The sequence below is a fragment of the Saccharopolyspora sp. NPDC050389 genome, assembly GCF_040655595.1.
In the GTDB taxonomy this organism is placed as follows: domain Bacteria; phylum Actinomycetota; class Actinomycetes; order Mycobacteriales; family Pseudonocardiaceae; genus Saccharopolyspora.
Map to the genome: position 1 here is coordinate 55258 of NZ_JBFAKG010000002.1, position 16095 is coordinate 71352.

The 16095-nt window shown below is 68.2% G+C and carries 20 protein-coding genes; 2 read left to right on the plus strand and 18 right to left on the minus strand.

The genetic code is table 11. The features are described 5' to 3' along the window. Nucleotides 1-85: 85 nt before the first annotated feature. From metK to AB0I53_RS01645, 12 genes are all read right to left on the minus strand, one after another. Nucleotides 86-1267 (minus strand): methionine adenosyltransferase, encoded by a 1182-nt coding sequence (gene metK / locus AB0I53_RS01590; RefSeq protein ID WP_358595215.1) that lies wholly within the window; start codon nt 1265-1267, stop codon nt 86-88. A gap of 99 nt (nt 1268-1366) precedes the next feature. Beyond that, nucleotides 1367-2632: a bifunctional phosphopantothenoylcysteine decarboxylase/phosphopantothenate--cysteine ligase CoaBC gene (gene coaBC / locus AB0I53_RS01595; RefSeq protein ID WP_358594765.1), complete on the minus strand. Its 1266-nt coding sequence runs from the start codon at nt 2630-2632 to the stop codon at nt 1367-1369. Continuing rightward, nucleotides 2629-2922 (minus strand): DNA-directed RNA polymerase subunit omega, encoded by a 294-nt coding sequence (gene rpoZ / locus AB0I53_RS01600; RefSeq protein WP_010310991.1) that lies wholly within the window; start codon nt 2920-2922, stop codon nt 2629-2631. The genes coaBC and rpoZ overlap by 4 nt, the downstream gene beginning before the upstream one ends. Before the next feature lie 94 nt (nt 2923-3016). Beyond that, nucleotides 3017-3619, minus strand: coding sequence for a guanylate kinase (gmk, locus tag AB0I53_RS01605; protein WP_358594768.1), 603 nt, complete (start codon nt 3617-3619; stop codon nt 3017-3019). Then, nucleotides 3616-3933 (minus strand): integration host factor, actinobacterial type, encoded by a 318-nt coding sequence (gene mihF / locus AB0I53_RS01610; protein WP_029535742.1) that lies wholly within the window; start codon nt 3931-3933, stop codon nt 3616-3618. Before mihF ends, gmk begins: the two co-directional genes overlap by 4 nt. Before the next feature lie 355 nt (nt 3934-4288). Continuing rightward, nucleotides 4289-5299 carry an ABC transporter permease gene (locus tag AB0I53_RS01615; RefSeq protein ID WP_358594771.1) on the minus strand — a complete coding sequence of 337 codons (1011 nt, stop codon included), beginning with the start codon at nt 5297-5299 and terminating at the stop codon, nt 4289-4291. Nucleotides 5300-5705: 406 nt separating this feature from the next. Then, nucleotides 5706-6482, minus strand: coding sequence for an ESX secretion-associated protein EspG (locus AB0I53_RS01620; RefSeq protein ID WP_358594774.1), 777 nt, complete (start codon nt 6480-6482; stop codon nt 5706-5708). Nucleotides 6483-6556: 74 nt separating this feature from the next. Further along, nucleotides 6557-7756, minus strand: coding sequence for a hypothetical protein (locus tag AB0I53_RS01625; RefSeq protein ID WP_358594776.1), 1200 nt, complete (start codon nt 7754-7756; stop codon nt 6557-6559). An 11-nt stretch (nt 7757-7767) separates the two neighbouring features. Next, nucleotides 7768-8349, minus strand: a complete 582-nt coding sequence (locus AB0I53_RS01630; RefSeq protein WP_358594779.1) for a DUF3558 domain-containing protein — start codon at nt 8347-8349, stop codon at nt 7768-7770. Next, on the minus strand, nt 8312-8791 hold the full coding sequence (locus AB0I53_RS01635) for a hypothetical protein (protein ID WP_358594781.1): 480 nt from the start codon (nt 8789-8791) through the stop codon (nt 8312-8314). The genes AB0I53_RS01630 and AB0I53_RS01635 overlap by 38 nt, the downstream gene beginning before the upstream one ends. A gap of 190 nt (nt 8792-8981) precedes the next feature. Next, entirely contained in the window at nt 8982-9185 is a 204-nt protein-coding gene (locus tag AB0I53_RS01640; protein ID WP_358594784.1) for a DUF397 domain-containing protein, read from the minus strand. A 20-nt stretch (nt 9186-9205) separates the two neighbouring features. After that, the gene (locus AB0I53_RS01645) at nt 9206-10057 is read right to left on the minus strand and encodes a helix-turn-helix transcriptional regulator (RefSeq protein WP_358594787.1); all 852 of its coding nucleotides are present in this window, start codon (nt 10055-10057) and stop codon (nt 9206-9208) included. A gap of 165 nt (nt 10058-10222) precedes the next feature. Here AB0I53_RS01645 and AB0I53_RS01650 point away from each other — a divergent pair, with 165 nt between their 5' ends. Then, the gene (locus tag AB0I53_RS01650) at nt 10223-10438 is read left to right on the plus strand and encodes a hypothetical protein (RefSeq protein ID WP_358594790.1); all 216 of its coding nucleotides are present in this window, start codon (nt 10223-10225) and stop codon (nt 10436-10438) included. Continuing rightward, on the plus strand, nt 10435-11226 hold the full coding sequence (locus AB0I53_RS01655) for a hypothetical protein (RefSeq protein WP_358594793.1): 792 nt from the start codon (nt 10435-10437) through the stop codon (nt 11224-11226). The genes AB0I53_RS01650 and AB0I53_RS01655 overlap by 4 nt, the downstream gene beginning before the upstream one ends. Before the next feature lie 13 nt (nt 11227-11239). Here AB0I53_RS01655 and AB0I53_RS01660 read toward each other — a convergent pair whose 3' ends face one another. From AB0I53_RS01660 to AB0I53_RS01685, 6 genes are all read right to left on the minus strand, one after another. Further along, on the minus strand, nt 11240-11770 hold the full coding sequence (locus tag AB0I53_RS01660) for a DUF3558 domain-containing protein (RefSeq protein WP_358594795.1): 531 nt from the start codon (nt 11768-11770) through the stop codon (nt 11240-11242). A 118-nt stretch (nt 11771-11888) separates the two neighbouring features. Next, nucleotides 11889-12338, minus strand: coding sequence for a hypothetical protein (locus AB0I53_RS01665; protein ID WP_358594798.1), 450 nt, complete (start codon nt 12336-12338; stop codon nt 11889-11891). Then, complete coding sequence (locus AB0I53_RS01670) at nt 12335-13408, minus strand: serine/threonine-protein kinase (RefSeq protein ID WP_358594801.1); 1074 nt, start codon at nt 13406-13408, stop codon at nt 12335-12337. Before AB0I53_RS01670 ends, AB0I53_RS01665 begins: the two co-directional genes overlap by 4 nt. 165 nt (nt 13409-13573) lie before the next feature. Then, nucleotides 13574-14275, minus strand: coding sequence for a hypothetical protein (locus AB0I53_RS01675; RefSeq protein WP_358594803.1), 702 nt, complete (start codon nt 14273-14275; stop codon nt 13574-13576). Nucleotides 14276-14287: 12 nt separating this feature from the next. Further along, the gene (locus AB0I53_RS01680; protein ID WP_358594805.1) at nt 14288-14788 is read right to left on the minus strand and encodes a hypothetical protein; all 501 of its coding nucleotides are present in this window, start codon (nt 14786-14788) and stop codon (nt 14288-14290) included. Nucleotides 14789-15010: 222 nt separating this feature from the next. Continuing rightward, a complete protein-coding gene (locus tag AB0I53_RS01685; protein ID WP_358594808.1) occupies nt 15011-16024 on the minus strand; it encodes a hypothetical protein in 1014 nt (337 codons plus the stop codon). Nucleotides 16025-16095 lie beyond the last annotated feature (71 nt).

Sequence of the window (16095 nt, forward strand, 5' to 3'; positions counted from 1 at the left end):
CCTCCCCGCCGCCCTGACCCTCCTGGGCCGGGCGGGTTGCTATAGCAGCCCAAAAGACTCACGGCCCCGGAGTGACCAGCGGAGGTCAGGCGTTGGCGGCGGCCTTGAGGGCCTCGGCTCGGTCGGTGCGCTCCCAGGGCAGGTCGACGTCACTGCGCCCGAAGTGACCGTAGGCCGCCGTCTGGGCGTAGATCGGCCGCAGCAGGTCGAGGTCGCGGATGATCGCCGCCGGGCGCAGGTCGAAGACCTCGTTGATCGCCGACTGGATGCGCGCCGGGTCGACGTTCTCGGTACCGAAGGTCTCCACGAACAGGCCCACCGGCGCGGCCTTGCCGATCGCGTAGGCGACCTGCACCTCGATGCGGCCCGCCAGCCCGGCGGCAACCGCGTTCTTGGCCACCCACCGCGTCGCGTACGCAGCGGAGCGGTCCACCTTCGACGGGTCCTTGCCCGAGAACGCACCGCCGCCGTGGCGGGCCATGCCGCCGTAGGTGTCGACGATGATCTTCCGGCCGGTCAGGCCCGCGTCGCCCATCGGGCCACCCACCACGAACCGCCCGGTCGGGTTCACCAGCAGGCGCGTGTCGGAGGTGTCGATGCCGAGGGGCTCGATCTCCGGGCCGACCACCTTCTCCTTGATGTCGACGGCCAGCATCGACTCCAGGTCGATGTCGGCGGCGTGCTGCGTGGACAGCACCACGGTGTCCAGGCGAACCGGCTGGTCACCGGCGTACTCGATGGTCACCTGCGTCTTGCCGTCCGGCCGCAGGTACGGCAGCACGCCGTCCTTGCGGACCCGGGTCAGCCGCCGCGACAACCGGTGCGCCAGCGCGATCGGCAGCGGCATGAACTCCGGCGTGTCGTCGCAGGCGTAGCCGAACATCAGGCCCTGGTCACCGGCGCCCTGCTTGGCGATCTCGTCGATCACGCCCTCGACGCGGGATTCGTGCGCGACGTCGACGCCCTGCGCGATGTCCGGGGACTGCGCGCCGATGGCGACGTTCACGCCGCAGGAGTTGCCGTCGAAGCCCTTCGCGGAGGAGTCGTAGCCGATCTCCAGGATCTTCTCCCGCACGATGGTCGGGATGTCCGCGTAGGCCGCGGTGGTCACCTCGCCCGCGACGTGCACCTGACCGGTGGTCACCAGCGTCTCGACCGCGACTCGCGACCGCGGGTCCTGGGCGATCAACGCGTCCAGGATCGAGTCGCTGATCGCGTCGCAGATCTTGTCCGGGTGGCCTTCGGTCACGGACTCACTGGTGAACAACCTGCGACCGGTGCGCAGGTCCGACTGCTGACTCACGACTCTCCCTGAAATTCCTTGCGAAAAAAGACTCACCGCAGTGGCCTGACGTGCGAGGTCAGCCTACTGCCGGGACAGCTGCCGATTCACAGCGTCCCACAATGTGGCCGCCAGCCGGGACTTCGCGCCGAACGGGATCGGCTGCTCGGTGCCGTCGCCGCCCAGCAGCCAGCCCGAGTTGTCCTCGACCTCGAAGGCCTGCCCGTCACCGACGGTGTTGACCACCAGCAGGTCGCAGCCCTTGCGGGCGAGCTTGGCGCGGCCGTGCTCCAGCGCGCTGGTGGTCGGGTCGCCCGTTTCGGCGGCGAACCCGACGATCAGCGACGCCGCCAGCTTGCCCGCGTTCCGCGCCTCGACGAGCTCGGCGAGGATGTCCGGATTGCGGGTCAGCGCCAGCGGCTCCGGGTCCCGATCGGTCTTCTTGATCTTGTGTCCGACGTGCGACACCGGGCGGAAGTCGGCGACCGCGGCGGCCATCACCACGGCATCCGCGCCGTCGGACTCGGCCAGCATCACCGACCGCAGCTCCTCCGCGGTGCCAACCCGGATCACCCGGACCCCGGCCGGATCGGCCAGGTCGGCGGTGTGCGCGGCGACCAGCGTGACGTCCGCGCCGCGGTGGGCGGCGACGCGCGCCAGCGCGTAGCCCTGCCGGCCGGACGAGCGGTTGCCGAGGTAGCGGACGGGATCCAGCGGCTCGCGCGTGCCGCCGGCGGAGATCACCACGCGGCGGCCCTCGAGGTCGCGCGGCAGCGCGTGCGACTCGGCCAGCAGCAGCCGTGCCAGGTCGACGATCTCGGCGGGATCGGGCAACCGGCCCTTGCCGGTGTCCGCGCCGGTCAGCCGGCCGCTGTCGGGCTCGGCGACCACCACGCCGCGGCTGCGCAGCAGCGCCACGTTGTCCTGCGTCGCCGGGTGCTCCCACATCTCGGTGTGCATCGCCGGGACCATCAGCACCGGGCACCGCGCCGTCAGCAGCGTCGAGGTGAGCAGGTCGTTCGCCTGCCCGTGCGCCGCACGGGCCAGCAGGTCAGCGGTGGCGGGCGCGACGACGACGAGGTCTGCCTCCTGGCCGAGCCGCACATGCGGGACCTCTTCGACGTCGGCGAACACGCCGGTCTCCACCGGCTGCCCGGACAGCGCCTCGAAGGTCGCCGCGCCGACGAAGCGCAGCGCGGCCTCGGTCGGGATCACCCGGACTCGGTGGCCCGACTCGGTCAACCGCCGCAGGACCTCGCACGCCTTGTAGGCGGCGATGCCACCGCTGACGCCGAGGACCACCCGCGGGCGGTCCTGCGGCGCGGCCGCACCGCTGTTGACCGTCGTCACTCGCCTTCGGTGTGCTCGAGCACGCCCGCGTGGATCTCGCGCAGCGCGATCGACAGCGGCTTCTCCCGCGGGCCCGGCTCGACCAGCGGCCCGACGTACTCGAGCAGGCCCTCGCCGAGCTGCGCGTAGTAGTCGTTGATCTGCCGCGCCCGCTTCGCGGAGTAGATCACCAGGGCGTACTTGGAGCTGACCTGCTCGAGCAGGTCGTCGATCGGCGGGTAGGTGATGCCCTCGACGGTGTTGGTCGACGGGCTGCTGTTGAGCGCAGCCAGCGCGCTGGGGGTGCTCACGTGAGTGGCTCCTGCTCCTCGTGGATGTCTGCTGGGGCGGCAGTGACATGGCTGGCGACCCGGTCGACGCTGGGCCAGCGCGAAACGCGCGGTGTCACTGCTCGCGGCCAAGAATCAATCGTAGCAATTCGCTGGTAGCGGCCTGCACGTCGGCGTTGACGACCGACGCGTCGAACTCCGATTCGGCCGCCAGCTCCTCGCGCGCGGTCGCCAACCGCCGCTCCACGACCTCGGCGGGCTCGGTGCCGCGACCGGTGAGCCGGTCCACCAGCACCTCCCAGGACGGAGGCAGCAGCATGACCAGCTGCGCCTCCGGCATGGCCGTCCGCACCTGGCGGGCGCCCTGGAGCTCGATCTCCAGCACGGCCGCATGACCGGCCGCCAGGGCCTGCTCGACCGGCTTGCGCGGGGTGCCGTAGAGGTTGCCCGCGTAGCGGGCGTGTTCGAGCATCTCGCCGGCGGCGATCATCCGCTCGAACTCCGCGGTCGAGACGAAGTGGTAGTGCTCGCCGTCGACCTCCCCGGCGCGGGGCGCGCGGGTGGTCGCGGACACGCTGAAGTAGATCTCCGGGGCCTGCCTGCGCACCTCGCTGAGCACGCTGGACTTGCCGACTCCGGAGGGCCCGGAAACGACGGTGAGCCGAGGCTCGCCCTGACGGACGGTCCTCGGCTCAGCGCCGGTTTGTGCGTCGATCACTCGCCGCTGAACTCGGAGAGCAGCGCCTTGCGCTGCCGCTCACCCAGCCCGCGCAGTCGACGGCTGTTGGCGATCTCCAGCCGCTCCATGATCTGCGAAGCGCGGACCTTGCCAACGCCGGGAAGGGCTTCGAGCAGGGCGGAGACCTTCATCTTGCCCAAGACCTCGTCGTTGTCGGCGGTCTCCAGGACCTCCGCCAGCGTGGTTCCACCTCGCTTGAGGCGCTCCTTGAGCTCAGCTCGGGCGCGACGGGCGGCAGCCGCCTTTTCCAGAGCTGCTGCCCGCTGCTCCTCGGTCAGCTGGGGAAGGGCCACCATGTCCTCCGTGATGTGGGGTTTCTCTTGATCGGTGCGGGCGACGGTACCGAGTCCGCTCTGCCGGGTTCCACTTGGGTCCCCGTTTTTGTGAGCAGGATTCATCCGGTTCGCCGCCCAGACCCGCCTGGTTCCGCTCGTACGAGGCGCGCACGAGCACGGGGCCGTTGCAAGTACTACCAACAAAGCCGCTGAAGTGCACTAATCTCGGCCAAAACTCTTCGAATGTGTCCGATTTCCGCACAGTTGAGCCACTCCGAGGCGTCCTCGCAGGTCACGCCGGGGTGAAATGGCCCTCATCCGCGAAGTGATCAAGAACTCGTGCGTTTCCGCTACGCGGAAGTTCCGTAATGGTTCAGGCGGCGTCCGGATCGGCCGGCCGACCGCCGGGATGGCGGCGGCGCCAGATCCCGAAAACCGCGCAGGACAGCACCGCCCAGCCGGCGAGCACCAGGAACGGGAAGACGTGCTGGTAGCCGCCGAAGTAGACGGCGGTGTGCATCGCGTTGACCGACGCCCCGGGCGGCAGCCAGACGCCGATCAGGCCCAGCGGGGACGGCAGCAGCGGCCAGGACACCGCGCCGCCGGACGAGGGATTGCCGAGCAGCACCATCAGCCCCCACGTGGGCACCATCGCCCACCGCCCCAGCAGCGTGTTGAACATCGTGAACACCATCCCGGAGGTGAACATCGTCAGCGCCAGGATCAGCCAGGCCTCGATGAACGGGAACCGGACGGCGCCGAGCAGCCAGTCGACCACGGCGATGATGGCGAACCCGCCGAGCAGCGAGAAGGCGGCGGTGAACGCGATCCGCTCGGCGGGATTGAGCGCCTTGGCGTGCACGCTGAGCTGGATGGCGCCGACGAAGCCGATGATGATCGCGGCCAGCGACACGTAGAACAGCGCGAGCCCGCGCGGGTCACCGCGCTGCAGCGGCTTGAGGTCGGTGACGGTGACCGCGAGGCCGAGGCCCGCCCCCGTCTTCGGCGCCACCTGCTCCAAGAGCTGCGCGACGGACGCGCCCGAAGCACTGGCCACGTCGAGCCGCAGCACGTCGCCGCGCAGGTCCAGCACGCCGAACACGCGCTGCTCCTCCACGGCCCGCAGCGCATCGGCGTAGTCGTACCGGTGGAGCTCGAACGCAGTGCCCGCGGCCTGCTCCATCTCGTCGACGAGCGCAGGATCGTGGCGGGTGCCGACGACGGCGAGCGGAACGCTGTGCGGCGTCGGATTGGCCATCGCGAAGGTGTAGGAGCCGGCGAACAGTGCGGCGGCCGCGGCGAGGATGAACACCAGCACGGTCGCGGGGAAGAACGGCGATTCCCGGAACGCCCGCCACCCGCGCTGCACCTCGGTAGCAGCCATGCAATCACCCTAAGTGATCAACACGACACCGACCGGAACGGCAGGCACTTCGGCAGGTCAGGTCTCGTGAGCACTTTGGGCTGCTATAGAGGCTGTTTTGGATGTTGTTGGGTGGGTTGTGGTAACGCGGGCGTTTTGTATTTGAAGCGGCGCAGCCGCTTAGCCCACCCACGCAACCGGCACCGCCGCGGGTTCACGGTGCCCACCCCCCTGGGGTTCTCCCAGCGAGGACAGCCCCGACGTGGTGAATTGGTCATTCATGATGTCGGGGATCCCACAGCGAGAAGACCGCGGTGACTCCCGCAAGGGGGGCCGCCACCCGCACCGCCACGCAGGACGAGCCTGGAAACAGGCTCTATAGCGATCCAAAGTGCTCACGAGCCCTGACCGGGCCCGGCTCGCGGCGTCAGAGGGTTTTCAGGAGGTCTTGGACCCTCGTGGCCATCCGTTGCTTGTCCGCCGGGGCGATCGTCGTCCAGGCTTCGGCGCTGCGGTGGCTGTTCTCGATGAAGTACCAGCCCTTCGCGTTGGCGAAGAAGTTCGTGACCATCGGCGCCCGGTGCCGCTTGCCCTGACCGTCCATGATGGACGCGCCGAACTGGGCCCACGCGACGCGCTGCCCGCCGGCCATCTCCACCAGCGTCCGCGCGTCGTCGCGGCGAACCCCTTGCCTGGCAAGGCCGTCCGCCATCGCGCGGTCGGACGTCCCGGCGGCCTTGGAAGCCTCCTCCATCGCCGAGCTGCGCAGCGACACACCGCGCCCTGGCCCGGCCTTGAGGTCGTCGGGCAGCACGCTGAGCGCGGCCCGGACCATGGAGTCGGCGGGCAAGGCCACCAGTCGGACGCTCTCCGCTGTCTGCACCGCCAGCGCCGCGTTGCTTCGCACGTTGGCGACCAGCCCGGACAGCACCCGCTTTCCGCCGTCCGGCCTGCGCTCGTTGAAGGTGACGTCGAAGGCCCGCTCGTAGCGCTGCAGCGGCAGGAACACGCCGTAGATGTCGTCTTCCCGCATCTCGTTGCCGAACCCGAGCGCGCGCAGCTCGTCCCACGCCCGCCGTTCGGCCTCGCGCCGCTCGGACTGCCGGATGCCTTCCGGGAGCACGTTGAGCACGAGTGGTTTGGTCCCCAGTTTGAAGTGCTTCCAGGCCTCGTGGAAAGCCTGCTTAGACAGCTCGATTTTCACCGGATGCTCCCCAGTCCAGCACGTGGGCGGCGCCGAACCGGCGCCGCCCACGCGATCATCTGCTCAGCAGTGGGCTACTTCTGTTCCCATTCACCGAAAACGGGCGGCGCGACCTTCGGCATCTCGTCGTCGAAGAAGCCGTGATCGCCCTTGAGGTAGTCGGGAGTCTCGTGCTCCTGGTCCTCCTCGCCCTGCTTGCCCTGCGGGCGAGCACCGGCCGCACCGGCCCCCGCGGCACCGCCACGACCACCGGCACCCCCAGCGCCACCGGGACCGGACCCGGGAGCACCGCTGCCGGGCCCGCCGATCCCGGCCCGGCCACCGGCCCCCACACCGGGACCGCCGGCGCCACGACCACCGGCACCGCCACTGCCGCGCCCCCCGGCACCACCGGCGCCGCCAGGTCGACCGCCAGCGGGGCCACCGGCCCGACCGCCGCCGGGACCACCGGGACCGGACGGAACCCCGGGCCCGACGGGACCAACGGGGCGTTCGTAGATCGGAGGGCTCGTGACAGGCCCGGGCGGCCGGGGCACGTCGGGCCGATTCCACACGGGATTCGTGTTGCTGACGTGCCCGGAGCTGCTGGTACTAGTGGTGCCGGTCGTGCTGGTGACCGGCCCGGGCGGCCCCATCTTGTCCGCCACCACCGGATTCGCCGACTGGCTGGTGGTGCTGTGCGGCGTCGAAACGTTCGGGATCGATTGCCCGGTGACCGTGGTGTTCATGCCACCGTCCGGCGGCGCCGTGAACACAGCACTCGCGGCAACAGCGCTCTGCGATGCGCTGTCATAGTTCTGGAACGCCTGAACGGCCTCATGACGCAGCTTCTCGTTGTGCGCCTTGGCGTCCTCGGCGTCGGTCGAGCCGGTCCACATCTTGTCCCAGCCCTCTTCGATCCAGCTGTCGTCAGGAACTTCCTGTTCCTCGGCCTTGCCCGGAATCGAGGTCTGCACCTTCTTGAACGCATCGCCCTGCTGCGTCATCAGCTCCGACTGCGCGAGCGCGCTGTCGGCGGCGACCTCGGTCCATAGCGCCACCGGCACGGCCTGGTTCTTCATGGCTTCACCGGACTCGGACTGCATGACGACGCCGACTTCCTTAAGCTTGTCGTCAAGGCGAGTCTTGAGATCACGGAGGTAGACGTCCTCCGCTTTCCACCCATCGGTCTTGTTGTACAAGCCCTCGGCCGTGCCACCCTCGACCCAACCGCGCATCTGTTCCAGGCTCGCGCCCTCGAAGTCCGAAGGTTCTATCTGTCTGGTGTCAGTCATCCCCTGCCCCCTCACGCATCGGGAAGATTCTGGAGAGCAGCCTCAGCGAACTGCTTCGAAAGATCACACGGATTCGGGCTCCCAGAAGGCACCAAGGTGTTGATGTACAGCGAACCCTGGTCAGAAACGTCGAGCGCAAGAAGGCAACTGGCCTGGTCAACCGGAACCTGGGCAGCTGGATAACCGCCCACCTCGATCATTTGTGTCTTGGACTTCCGCGCGTCCGCGAACTTCTGCATGGTCTGGCTCTTGTCCGCAGAGACGAAGACGATGAAGCCGCCGCCCGACACACCCTTCATGTAGTCGCAGCCCTTCTTGCCGTTCGACTCACCGGGCTCGGCTGCTTGGTCTGCCCCAAACGACTTCGCCCGTGTTTCGGCAACAAGCGAGCACTGGTCGGAAACGTCGAGCGATTTCACGGGAGCCGTGCGTGCTGATTGCGTGGCTGTCGGTTCCGATGACGAGTTTGTCTCAGCAGGAGGCTCCGGTGTCTCGGCTCCTCCGCCGCAACCTGCCACCAACACACTGATCAGGACCGCACCAACAGCGAGCCCTTTACGCACGATCGACTCCTCCCATTCCAGCTGCCGCATCGCCATCGTTGGTTCGCCACTGCTTCGCGCTGCCCTCCAGATTCAGCGCAGTGTGGTCAAAAGCGTCCGCAAGTTTCAGGTAGTTGTCCAGGTAAGCCTGGGGGTTCCCGGAAGCGACCTGCCCGTACTTTTCGCTGGCCTGTGTGCTCACAGGGTCAGTGCCAGGGGGATCAACTACCGCGAGGTCGCTCACGTCACGCCGCCGCTTCCGAAGCGCCTCCGCTTCGTCCCTGAAGAACCGGGCCAGCTTGTCGACCTGGTCGGGGTCGACGCGCATCGCTCCGCCCGCCTGCTGCGTTTGCGCCAGGGCTGCGTTGTCTGCAGCTCGCGTGGCGGCGTTCAGGGCAGCACCCATCATCCCGGAAAGGCCGGGCGTCATCCGCATTGCGTCTATCGCACGCTGATCTACCGGCTGGTATGTGCCGCCGTCCCCCTCGGACACCGTCGAACTCCCCTCGTTCGCGGGCCATCGCAGGTAGGCGACAGCCTTCACTTGCCACTTGCCACTTGCCAACGTGGCAAACGTTAGCGCAAGCAGGTGCCATTGCGGACCAAGGTTGATCCCGCAGACGCTGCGGCATCCGGGTGAATTTCCACCCGGATGCCGCTTAGGGGTTTCGGATCATGGCCGTCTATGCGTGGAACCGCCCGGCGTGGAGGCCTTCAACAAAGGAAGCCCAGGTCCTGGCATTGAACACCAGTACACCGCCTCCCGGGTCCTTGGAGTCCCGAGCGGCGACAACGTCAGCGGCGTGAGCCACCTCCACGCAGTTCCCTTGCATGCTGCTACGGCTGCTTTTCCGCCAACGAAGAAGGGGATGGTCGTCGCTTGCCACAGTGCGCTCCTTGCTGATTCTCAGGTCAGGCCCTGCGCGATGGCCGCGATGAGCCCGACCGAATCCTCTGGCGACAACGCCATGTCACGCAACCACTCAAGGGTCAGCGATGTTGCTGCAACATGTTCGGCGGTCTCGACAAACGCGCTGTTCCCGCGATGCTCCAGGTAGACGAGCGTCGACTGGCTAGCGAATTCAAGCAGCATGAACGGGCCTTCCATCCCAGGATGCGCCCCGAGCGCGGTCGGAAGAACCCGAACCACGATGTTGTCGCACTCTGCCGAATTCATCAGGTGGCGCAGCTGGCGGTACATGATGTCGCTGCCACCGACCGGCCGTTCAAGGACGATCTGCTCGATCAACACCTCGAGCTCAGGCGCATCTGCCCGACTCAAGAGCGCTTGCCGCCCCAGGCGAGCGGACACGAGCGTGTCCAACTCGTCAACACCGATGTCAGGCTGGGTACCTCTGCCAATAGCCCCGACGTACTCCGCGGTCTGGAGCAGGCCGGGAATGAACATGGTCTCGTAGTTTCGGATGGCGCGCGCTTCTTTCTCGAACCTGATCACATCAGGCCACATCGCTGGCAAGCGACCGTCTTGCACTTGCCACCAATTCGGGACCGCACCGCTCCGAACCAAGGCGAGCAGTTCCTCACGACGCGGCGCAGGGACCCGGTAGAGGCCAAGCAACGCCGCGACGTCATCGGCTTGCAGCCCTCGCTGGCCATTCTCGATCCTGCTGAGCTTGCTCATCGAAAACCCAAGCGCCCCAGCTACTTCCTCTGCTCCCAGGCCGCTTCGCAGCCTCAGCTCGCGGAGTTCGCTCGACACTCGGCGCACCCGGACCGGGACACCCACTCGTCCGTTCATCTGCCCTCCCGCTTTCGGAATCGATCTGACCTCCTCCGATCAGGATCACCAGTTGCCAGCGGGGCACGTAACTCAAGTCACTCGAAAGTATGTTTGCGTGCCCGTTTGGGAGCCCTGGAAAGTCGTTGCCGCAAGCGAACATTGCGATCCGGGAGGGCAGAAAACATGTGCGCCAGCTGGAAAATTCCGGCCGATGGGCGACGAGCCGAGGTCACCGTCACGATGCTCGTCCGCGACGAGGTCTCGATCGCCCAGGACGGCGTCGAAGTCGTCGTCGCCAGGCGGCAGCTGACCGATCTCGCCGACAAGCTCTACTTCCTCGACCAGGCCTTCACCGCCGACGCGCGAGACGTCGTCGAAGCACTGTGCGGCCAGGAATGAACGCGAAGGTCGCCCCACGGCGGAGGAAGTGGCCGTTCATCGTCATTCCCGTTGTCGCGTTGCTGTTGGTCGTCGGCGGGCTCCTCGGGCTTCGGGCCTATTACGTGCTCGCCGTCAAGCCCCACCAGACGAGCGCCGAACCCACCCGCGAGGCAGTTCCGACGACATCCGAACCCACTGCCACCAGAAAAACGGAGCCACCCAAACCTGGCGCCCCGGTCCCCTGCGACCCGGAGCTTCCGAACTTCCTGCAGTGCTTCCCCGAGGACTACAACCCCGACGCCGCGATGGACGGTGTTGCCGCGGAGGGCTGGAGTTGCCTGCGACAGGGCGAACGAACAGAGGTCGGGAGCCCCGTATCCACGCCGCGACTGTGCGAGACGAAGGACAACGTCGGTCAGCCCTACACCATCCGGGCGTCGATCAAATACCAAAGGCATCTGAATAACCCGAACGGCAAGCTCCGGGAGTTCATTCTGAGCGTGAGCACGTCAGCCGCAGTGCACAAGGGCGAACACACCACGATGCAGGACCCGGCCAAAGCCCTGATCCCGGTATTCGTGATCGCCGCCAAGCACATTTGGCAGGGCAGACCCGAAGAGCTAGGGGAAGCCACCGAGGCCTTCGAACAGCTCCAGCCCCTGTGCGCCTCCCCTGCCAGCATGACGACCGAGGGCGTGACCACGACCATGCCATCCGGCTACAAGGTCACCTGCACCAATGTGCCAGGGGTGGGGACTGGCGACGCGAGGACGTACGGCCAGTTCTTGCAGATCCGGCCAGCCTGAGCCGAACGAGGTGCTACGCGGCGGGGAGGGTTTTCAGGGCTGCTTCGGTCGTTCGCTTCGCCGCGTCGCAGCTGGTGCCCACCTCGATCGGGGCTCCCGATCGGACCAGGGCGCTCACCAGCAGGGATCCCGCGTCCGCGACGTCGACCACGAACGTGCAGCCCGTGGCGTCGTTGACCTTCGCCGCCGGGTAGCCGCCGACGTCCAGCCGCTGGGCGCGCGGCTGCGCCTCGGCGAACTGCTGGAACGTGCGCTTCGGGTCCGCCGCGACGAACACGCCCCAGCCGGGGCCTCCCGGGGTGCCCGCCTCGTACTGGCAGCCCGGCTTGCCCTCGTTCTCCGCCGGCTTCGGTTCTTGTTCCAGGCCAAGCGTTTTCGCCTGATCCGAGGTGAGCAGCGAGCACGGGTCGCTCACTTCGAGCGACTTCGCCGCCGCGGTGCGGGTGGAGCCGTTCGGCGGCTGCTCGGCGGGAGTCGCGCCGGTGCTGCAGCCCGCCAGGAGAAGTCCGGTCGCGATCGCGCCGGCCGCGAGTCCCTTGCGCACGGTCCGCCTCCAGTCCGAGTTTGCACTGCGAGCGGAACCCTGCCACACGAGCCGAAATTGGCACAACCATTGCTGCGCCATCCGGGTAACCGACTGCCGGAGACCGGGAATTTCCTCGTCAGTCGTCGTTCTTACCGTTGTTCTCCAGCCGCTTTTCCCAGTTCTTCCCCCGTTCTTCCCAGCGCTTCTGCCGCTCCTCCCAACGCTCGTTGCCGCCTTCGCGCCCGGTGTCGGCAGCGGGCGGGGGCGGGGCGACCGTCACGATCACCGGAGCCGGCGGCTCGGGCAGCGGGATGGTGCGCACGTCCTCGGCGACGCGATCCGCCGCGGCGAGGATCACGCGGGCGTTGTCCGGGTTGAGCTTGCCCTGCGCTTGCGCGGTGGCGATTTCGCGGTTCAGCTCGGCGAGAGCCGACTCCGCAGCGGCGCGGTCGTTGGCCAATGCGGCGGTTTTCACCGCTTCCACCTGCGCGATGAGCTGCTGGCGCACCTGGGGATCGACCGGTTCGGGCGCGCTGCCGCAACCGGCGAGCAGCAGCGCGAGCGCGACGAGCAGGGCGCGTTTCATTCCCGGACCAGCCTTTCCAGGTTGGCGAGATCATCGGGCAGGCGGGCGACTCCCGCCGGCCCCGACACCGGCGGCAGCATCGGCGAAACGGGTGCTTCGGGCAGCGAGAGAAACCCGATCAGCGCCACCAGCAGCACCAGCACTCCGCCGCCGGCCAGCAGCAACGGCCGGCGGTTCCGCCGTTTCGGCAGCTCGGCGACCGGGAGGTGCTGGGTCATCGGCCGGTTCGGCGGCTCGGGCGGGCGTTGCGGGACGACCGGAATCCGCGGGATCACCTCGGTCGCCCGGCCGCTGAGCAGGTCAGCGCTCTGCTCGGCGGTCGGCCGCCGCTCCGGCGCGGCGGCGGTCATCGCGATCAGCGCCCGGTGCAGGTGCGTGGGAATCCCGACCGGCACCTCCGGCGCGCGCACCAGCCTCGCCACGGCGCTTTCCGCGCCCGCACCGGGATATTCGACCCGGCCGGTGACGCATTCCAACAGCACCAGGCCGAGCGCGTAGACGTCTGCCGGGTAGCTGACGTCGCCGCCGCTGACCTGCTCCGGGGCCATGTAGGTGGCGGTGCCGACGATGATCCCGGAACTGGTCATCCGCGCGACCGCGGCGGCCAGCCGGGAAATGCCGAAGTCGGCCAGGAAGGCCTTGCCGTCGCCTGCGATCAGCACGTTCGATGGCTTCACGTCGCGGTGCACGATCCCGTTGTCGTGCACGTGCGCCAGCACGTCGGCCAGTTGGCCGCCGAGGTCGGCGACCTGCTCCGGTGGCAGCGGGTTCGCGGCGATCACGTCCGCCAACGTCCGGCCCTCGACCAGCTCCATGATCAGGTAGAGCTCGTCCTCGCTGGCGCTGAAGTCGTGCACCGTGACCAGGCCGGGATGGCTCAGCCCGGCGAGAATCCGCGCCTCCTCGGCGAACCGCTCCCGCCCGACCGCATCGGCGCCGGAGCGGAAGACCTTGGCGGCGACGACGCGCTGCAACCGGGTGTCCATCGCCCGGTGCACGTCGGCCATGCCGCCGGTACCCAGGCGGGCGCCCAACCGGTAACGCCCGCCCAGCAGAGGTGCGTCGCCCATCAACCCTCCGAACAGCCGGTCACCGGGAAAACCCTAACGGACCGGCTGCCCGCGCCCGTTCGGACCGGAGTGCCCCGGCCGATCGGAGTCAGGTGAGCGGGAAGACCAACGCGGTGAAGGCGAAGAACAGCGACAACAGGTAGCTGACGATGCGCACGGCACGTCTCAACGAAGGTTCAGGTACACGGTCTCGACCAGATCCGGGGCGTTGATCAGGCGGAACTCGAGGACCGAGTTGTCCGCGAACTGGATTCCGAAGAACTCCACAGGCTCGCCGCCCCGACCGCGCTCGGCCGAGGTGAACCGGCCGACGTGTGGGATCGGGATCTCCCACCAGGTTTCGATCGGGCCGGCCGGGTGCTGCGGCGCTCGCGGCTGATCATCCTCGCCCTTCGCCTTGCCCTTGCCGAACAAGCCACCCAGCAGCCCGGAAGACTCCTCGCCCTCCGACGCTTTCTGCTGTTCAGCGGCCTTCAGCGCATCGGCGCGCGCATCCGCCTCCACGATCACCGCAAGCCGGCGGTTGCTGCACGCCAACCAGGAGAAGTGCTTCCCGCGGCTCAGCGCGTCCCCGCATTGCGCGGCCGCTCGCCCCGGGTTGTCGGTGTGGAACCAGCCCCACACGGCCGGGTCGTGCACCCACTCGTCCGCCATGAACTCCCCCGCCGACAGACGGGCGTTCACCAGCGGCCACGGCGGCTGCAAGCCGTCGTCCTGCTGCGGAAGGTACGGAACCTGCCGGGTGTTGCCGAGCGTGGCGCCGAACCAACCCGGCTTGTGCTCGCCTCCCACGAGGAAGATGAGCTGCTCGCCGGGCGCGCACCAGCCGTCGGTGAGCAGGCGTAGAACTTTGGACCGATCCCTCATCGCTGGCCCTCGTCAGATTCTTCCGTGGGACATCGCCGCCAGCCGCTGCGCGGGCTTCTCATCGCGCGACGGGCTGATCTCGATCCCCGAGCCGTCCGTGAACTGCACGCGCAGGTACCAGGCCTTGTTCGAGGTGTAACCGCGGCCGAGTTTGCGCTGGTACGCGCTGACGTCGGCGATCGCAGGCCGCTGGATCTCCAAGTGCGCGCTGGGCGCCGGCACCGGGACGGCGTCCCCGGGCTCGTACTCGGGCTTCGACGCGACGATGTCCCGGACGTCGCGGGCGAACTTCATCGCACCCTTCCCGAACTTGAGCGCACCGCCGAGGACGCCTTTCGACTCCTCGGCTTCCGCGGCCTCCGCAACGACTTCCTGGAAGGTCAGCCAGGACAACCGGTGCGGGGTCAACACCCAGAAGCCGTGCACCGCCTCGGCGGGAATGCGGGACAGCTCCGCGACCGCCATGCAGTTCGGGGCCGGACCGAACACGACGCCCGCGGGCCAGGTCTTCAAGTCGGAGTCGGTGTCCCCACCGGTGACCGCATCGAAGACCCCGCCCAGGACGCCTCCGGCGGCGTCGCCGATGCCGAGGGCGGCGCGCGCCCCACCCCTTCTTCGGCTTCCCCTTGTCGTCGAGCCCTTCGACGTCGAGGAGGTAGCTGTGCTGCGACCGGAGGCACCACAGGATGGGCTCCCCCGGCCGGCACCACTGCTGGCGAGCCGCCAGAACTTCAATCACGAGAAGCCCTTCTCCTGCGCCGATTTCCGCTCTTGTTCGTTCATCTGCCCGGTGACCTGATCCTCACCCTTACCGTAGGCGTACTCGGCGCCCTGCTCGATCGCCGCGTCCGTTGCCGTCGAGACACCTTCCTTGAAGATCGCTCCGGTCAACCGCGTCGACCCGCCGAGCGTACTGGTCAGGAACCGCTGGGAAAGGTTGCCCGCCAGCGCCTCGGAGCCGGTCACACCCTGCATGAACCGGTTGCCCGTGGTGGTGGCGAACGTGCTCCCGTCAGCCCTCGTGAGGGTGTTGAACAAGGGGTTCGAGTCAAGCTTCCGCGCCACGAACTGGGAAACCTTCCCACCGTTGCGCAGCTCGTTCATCTTGTCGATGACCTTGCGGAGCTTGCCGACCTCTCGCACCTTCTGCAGCAGCTCTTCCAGCTTCTGGAAGAGCTTGTAGAGCTTGCCCTGGATCTGAGCGATCCGGCCACCGACCCGAGCGCCCTGGGCGCCTACCTGCGCAGCCGTTCCGGCGCTGGCCGCGCCGACCGAGGCACCGGCGGTGATCCAGGAAGCCGCCAACGCCGCCAGCCACTGCACGATCAGGCCGATGATCAGCTCGGTGACGACGGAGATGAAGAACTCGACGAACATGTCGAAGATGTCCGCGATCATGTCCAGCGTGCCCTTGAGGTCGCGGACGTCCGCGGCCAGGGCCTTCGTGCCGTCGCCGAATTCCGTCATCTGCTTGCGGAAGGCGTCGCCGTCCTTGCCGACCCAGGTCTCCGCCGTGCCCTGCGCCCGCTGCGGCTCCTGCTCGGCGACCTGGTCGAGCCACTTCGCGACGTTCTCCCAGCCCTCGCCGGTGGCGCGCATCTGCTCGGGGTCACCGATGGCGAACTCGGCCAGCTCGATCAACGGGCTGAGCACGATCGACACGAGGAAGCCCAGGCCGTTGTCCATCAGCGCTTGGCCGGGGCTCGCCAGGCTCTGCAGCGCCTCCGCCCGCGCGGACACGGTGGCCACGCCCCACTCCGGCGGCGAAGACGCGTCGGCTTCGAGATCCCCTCGCTGTTGGCGAAGTCGCTCCAGAACCC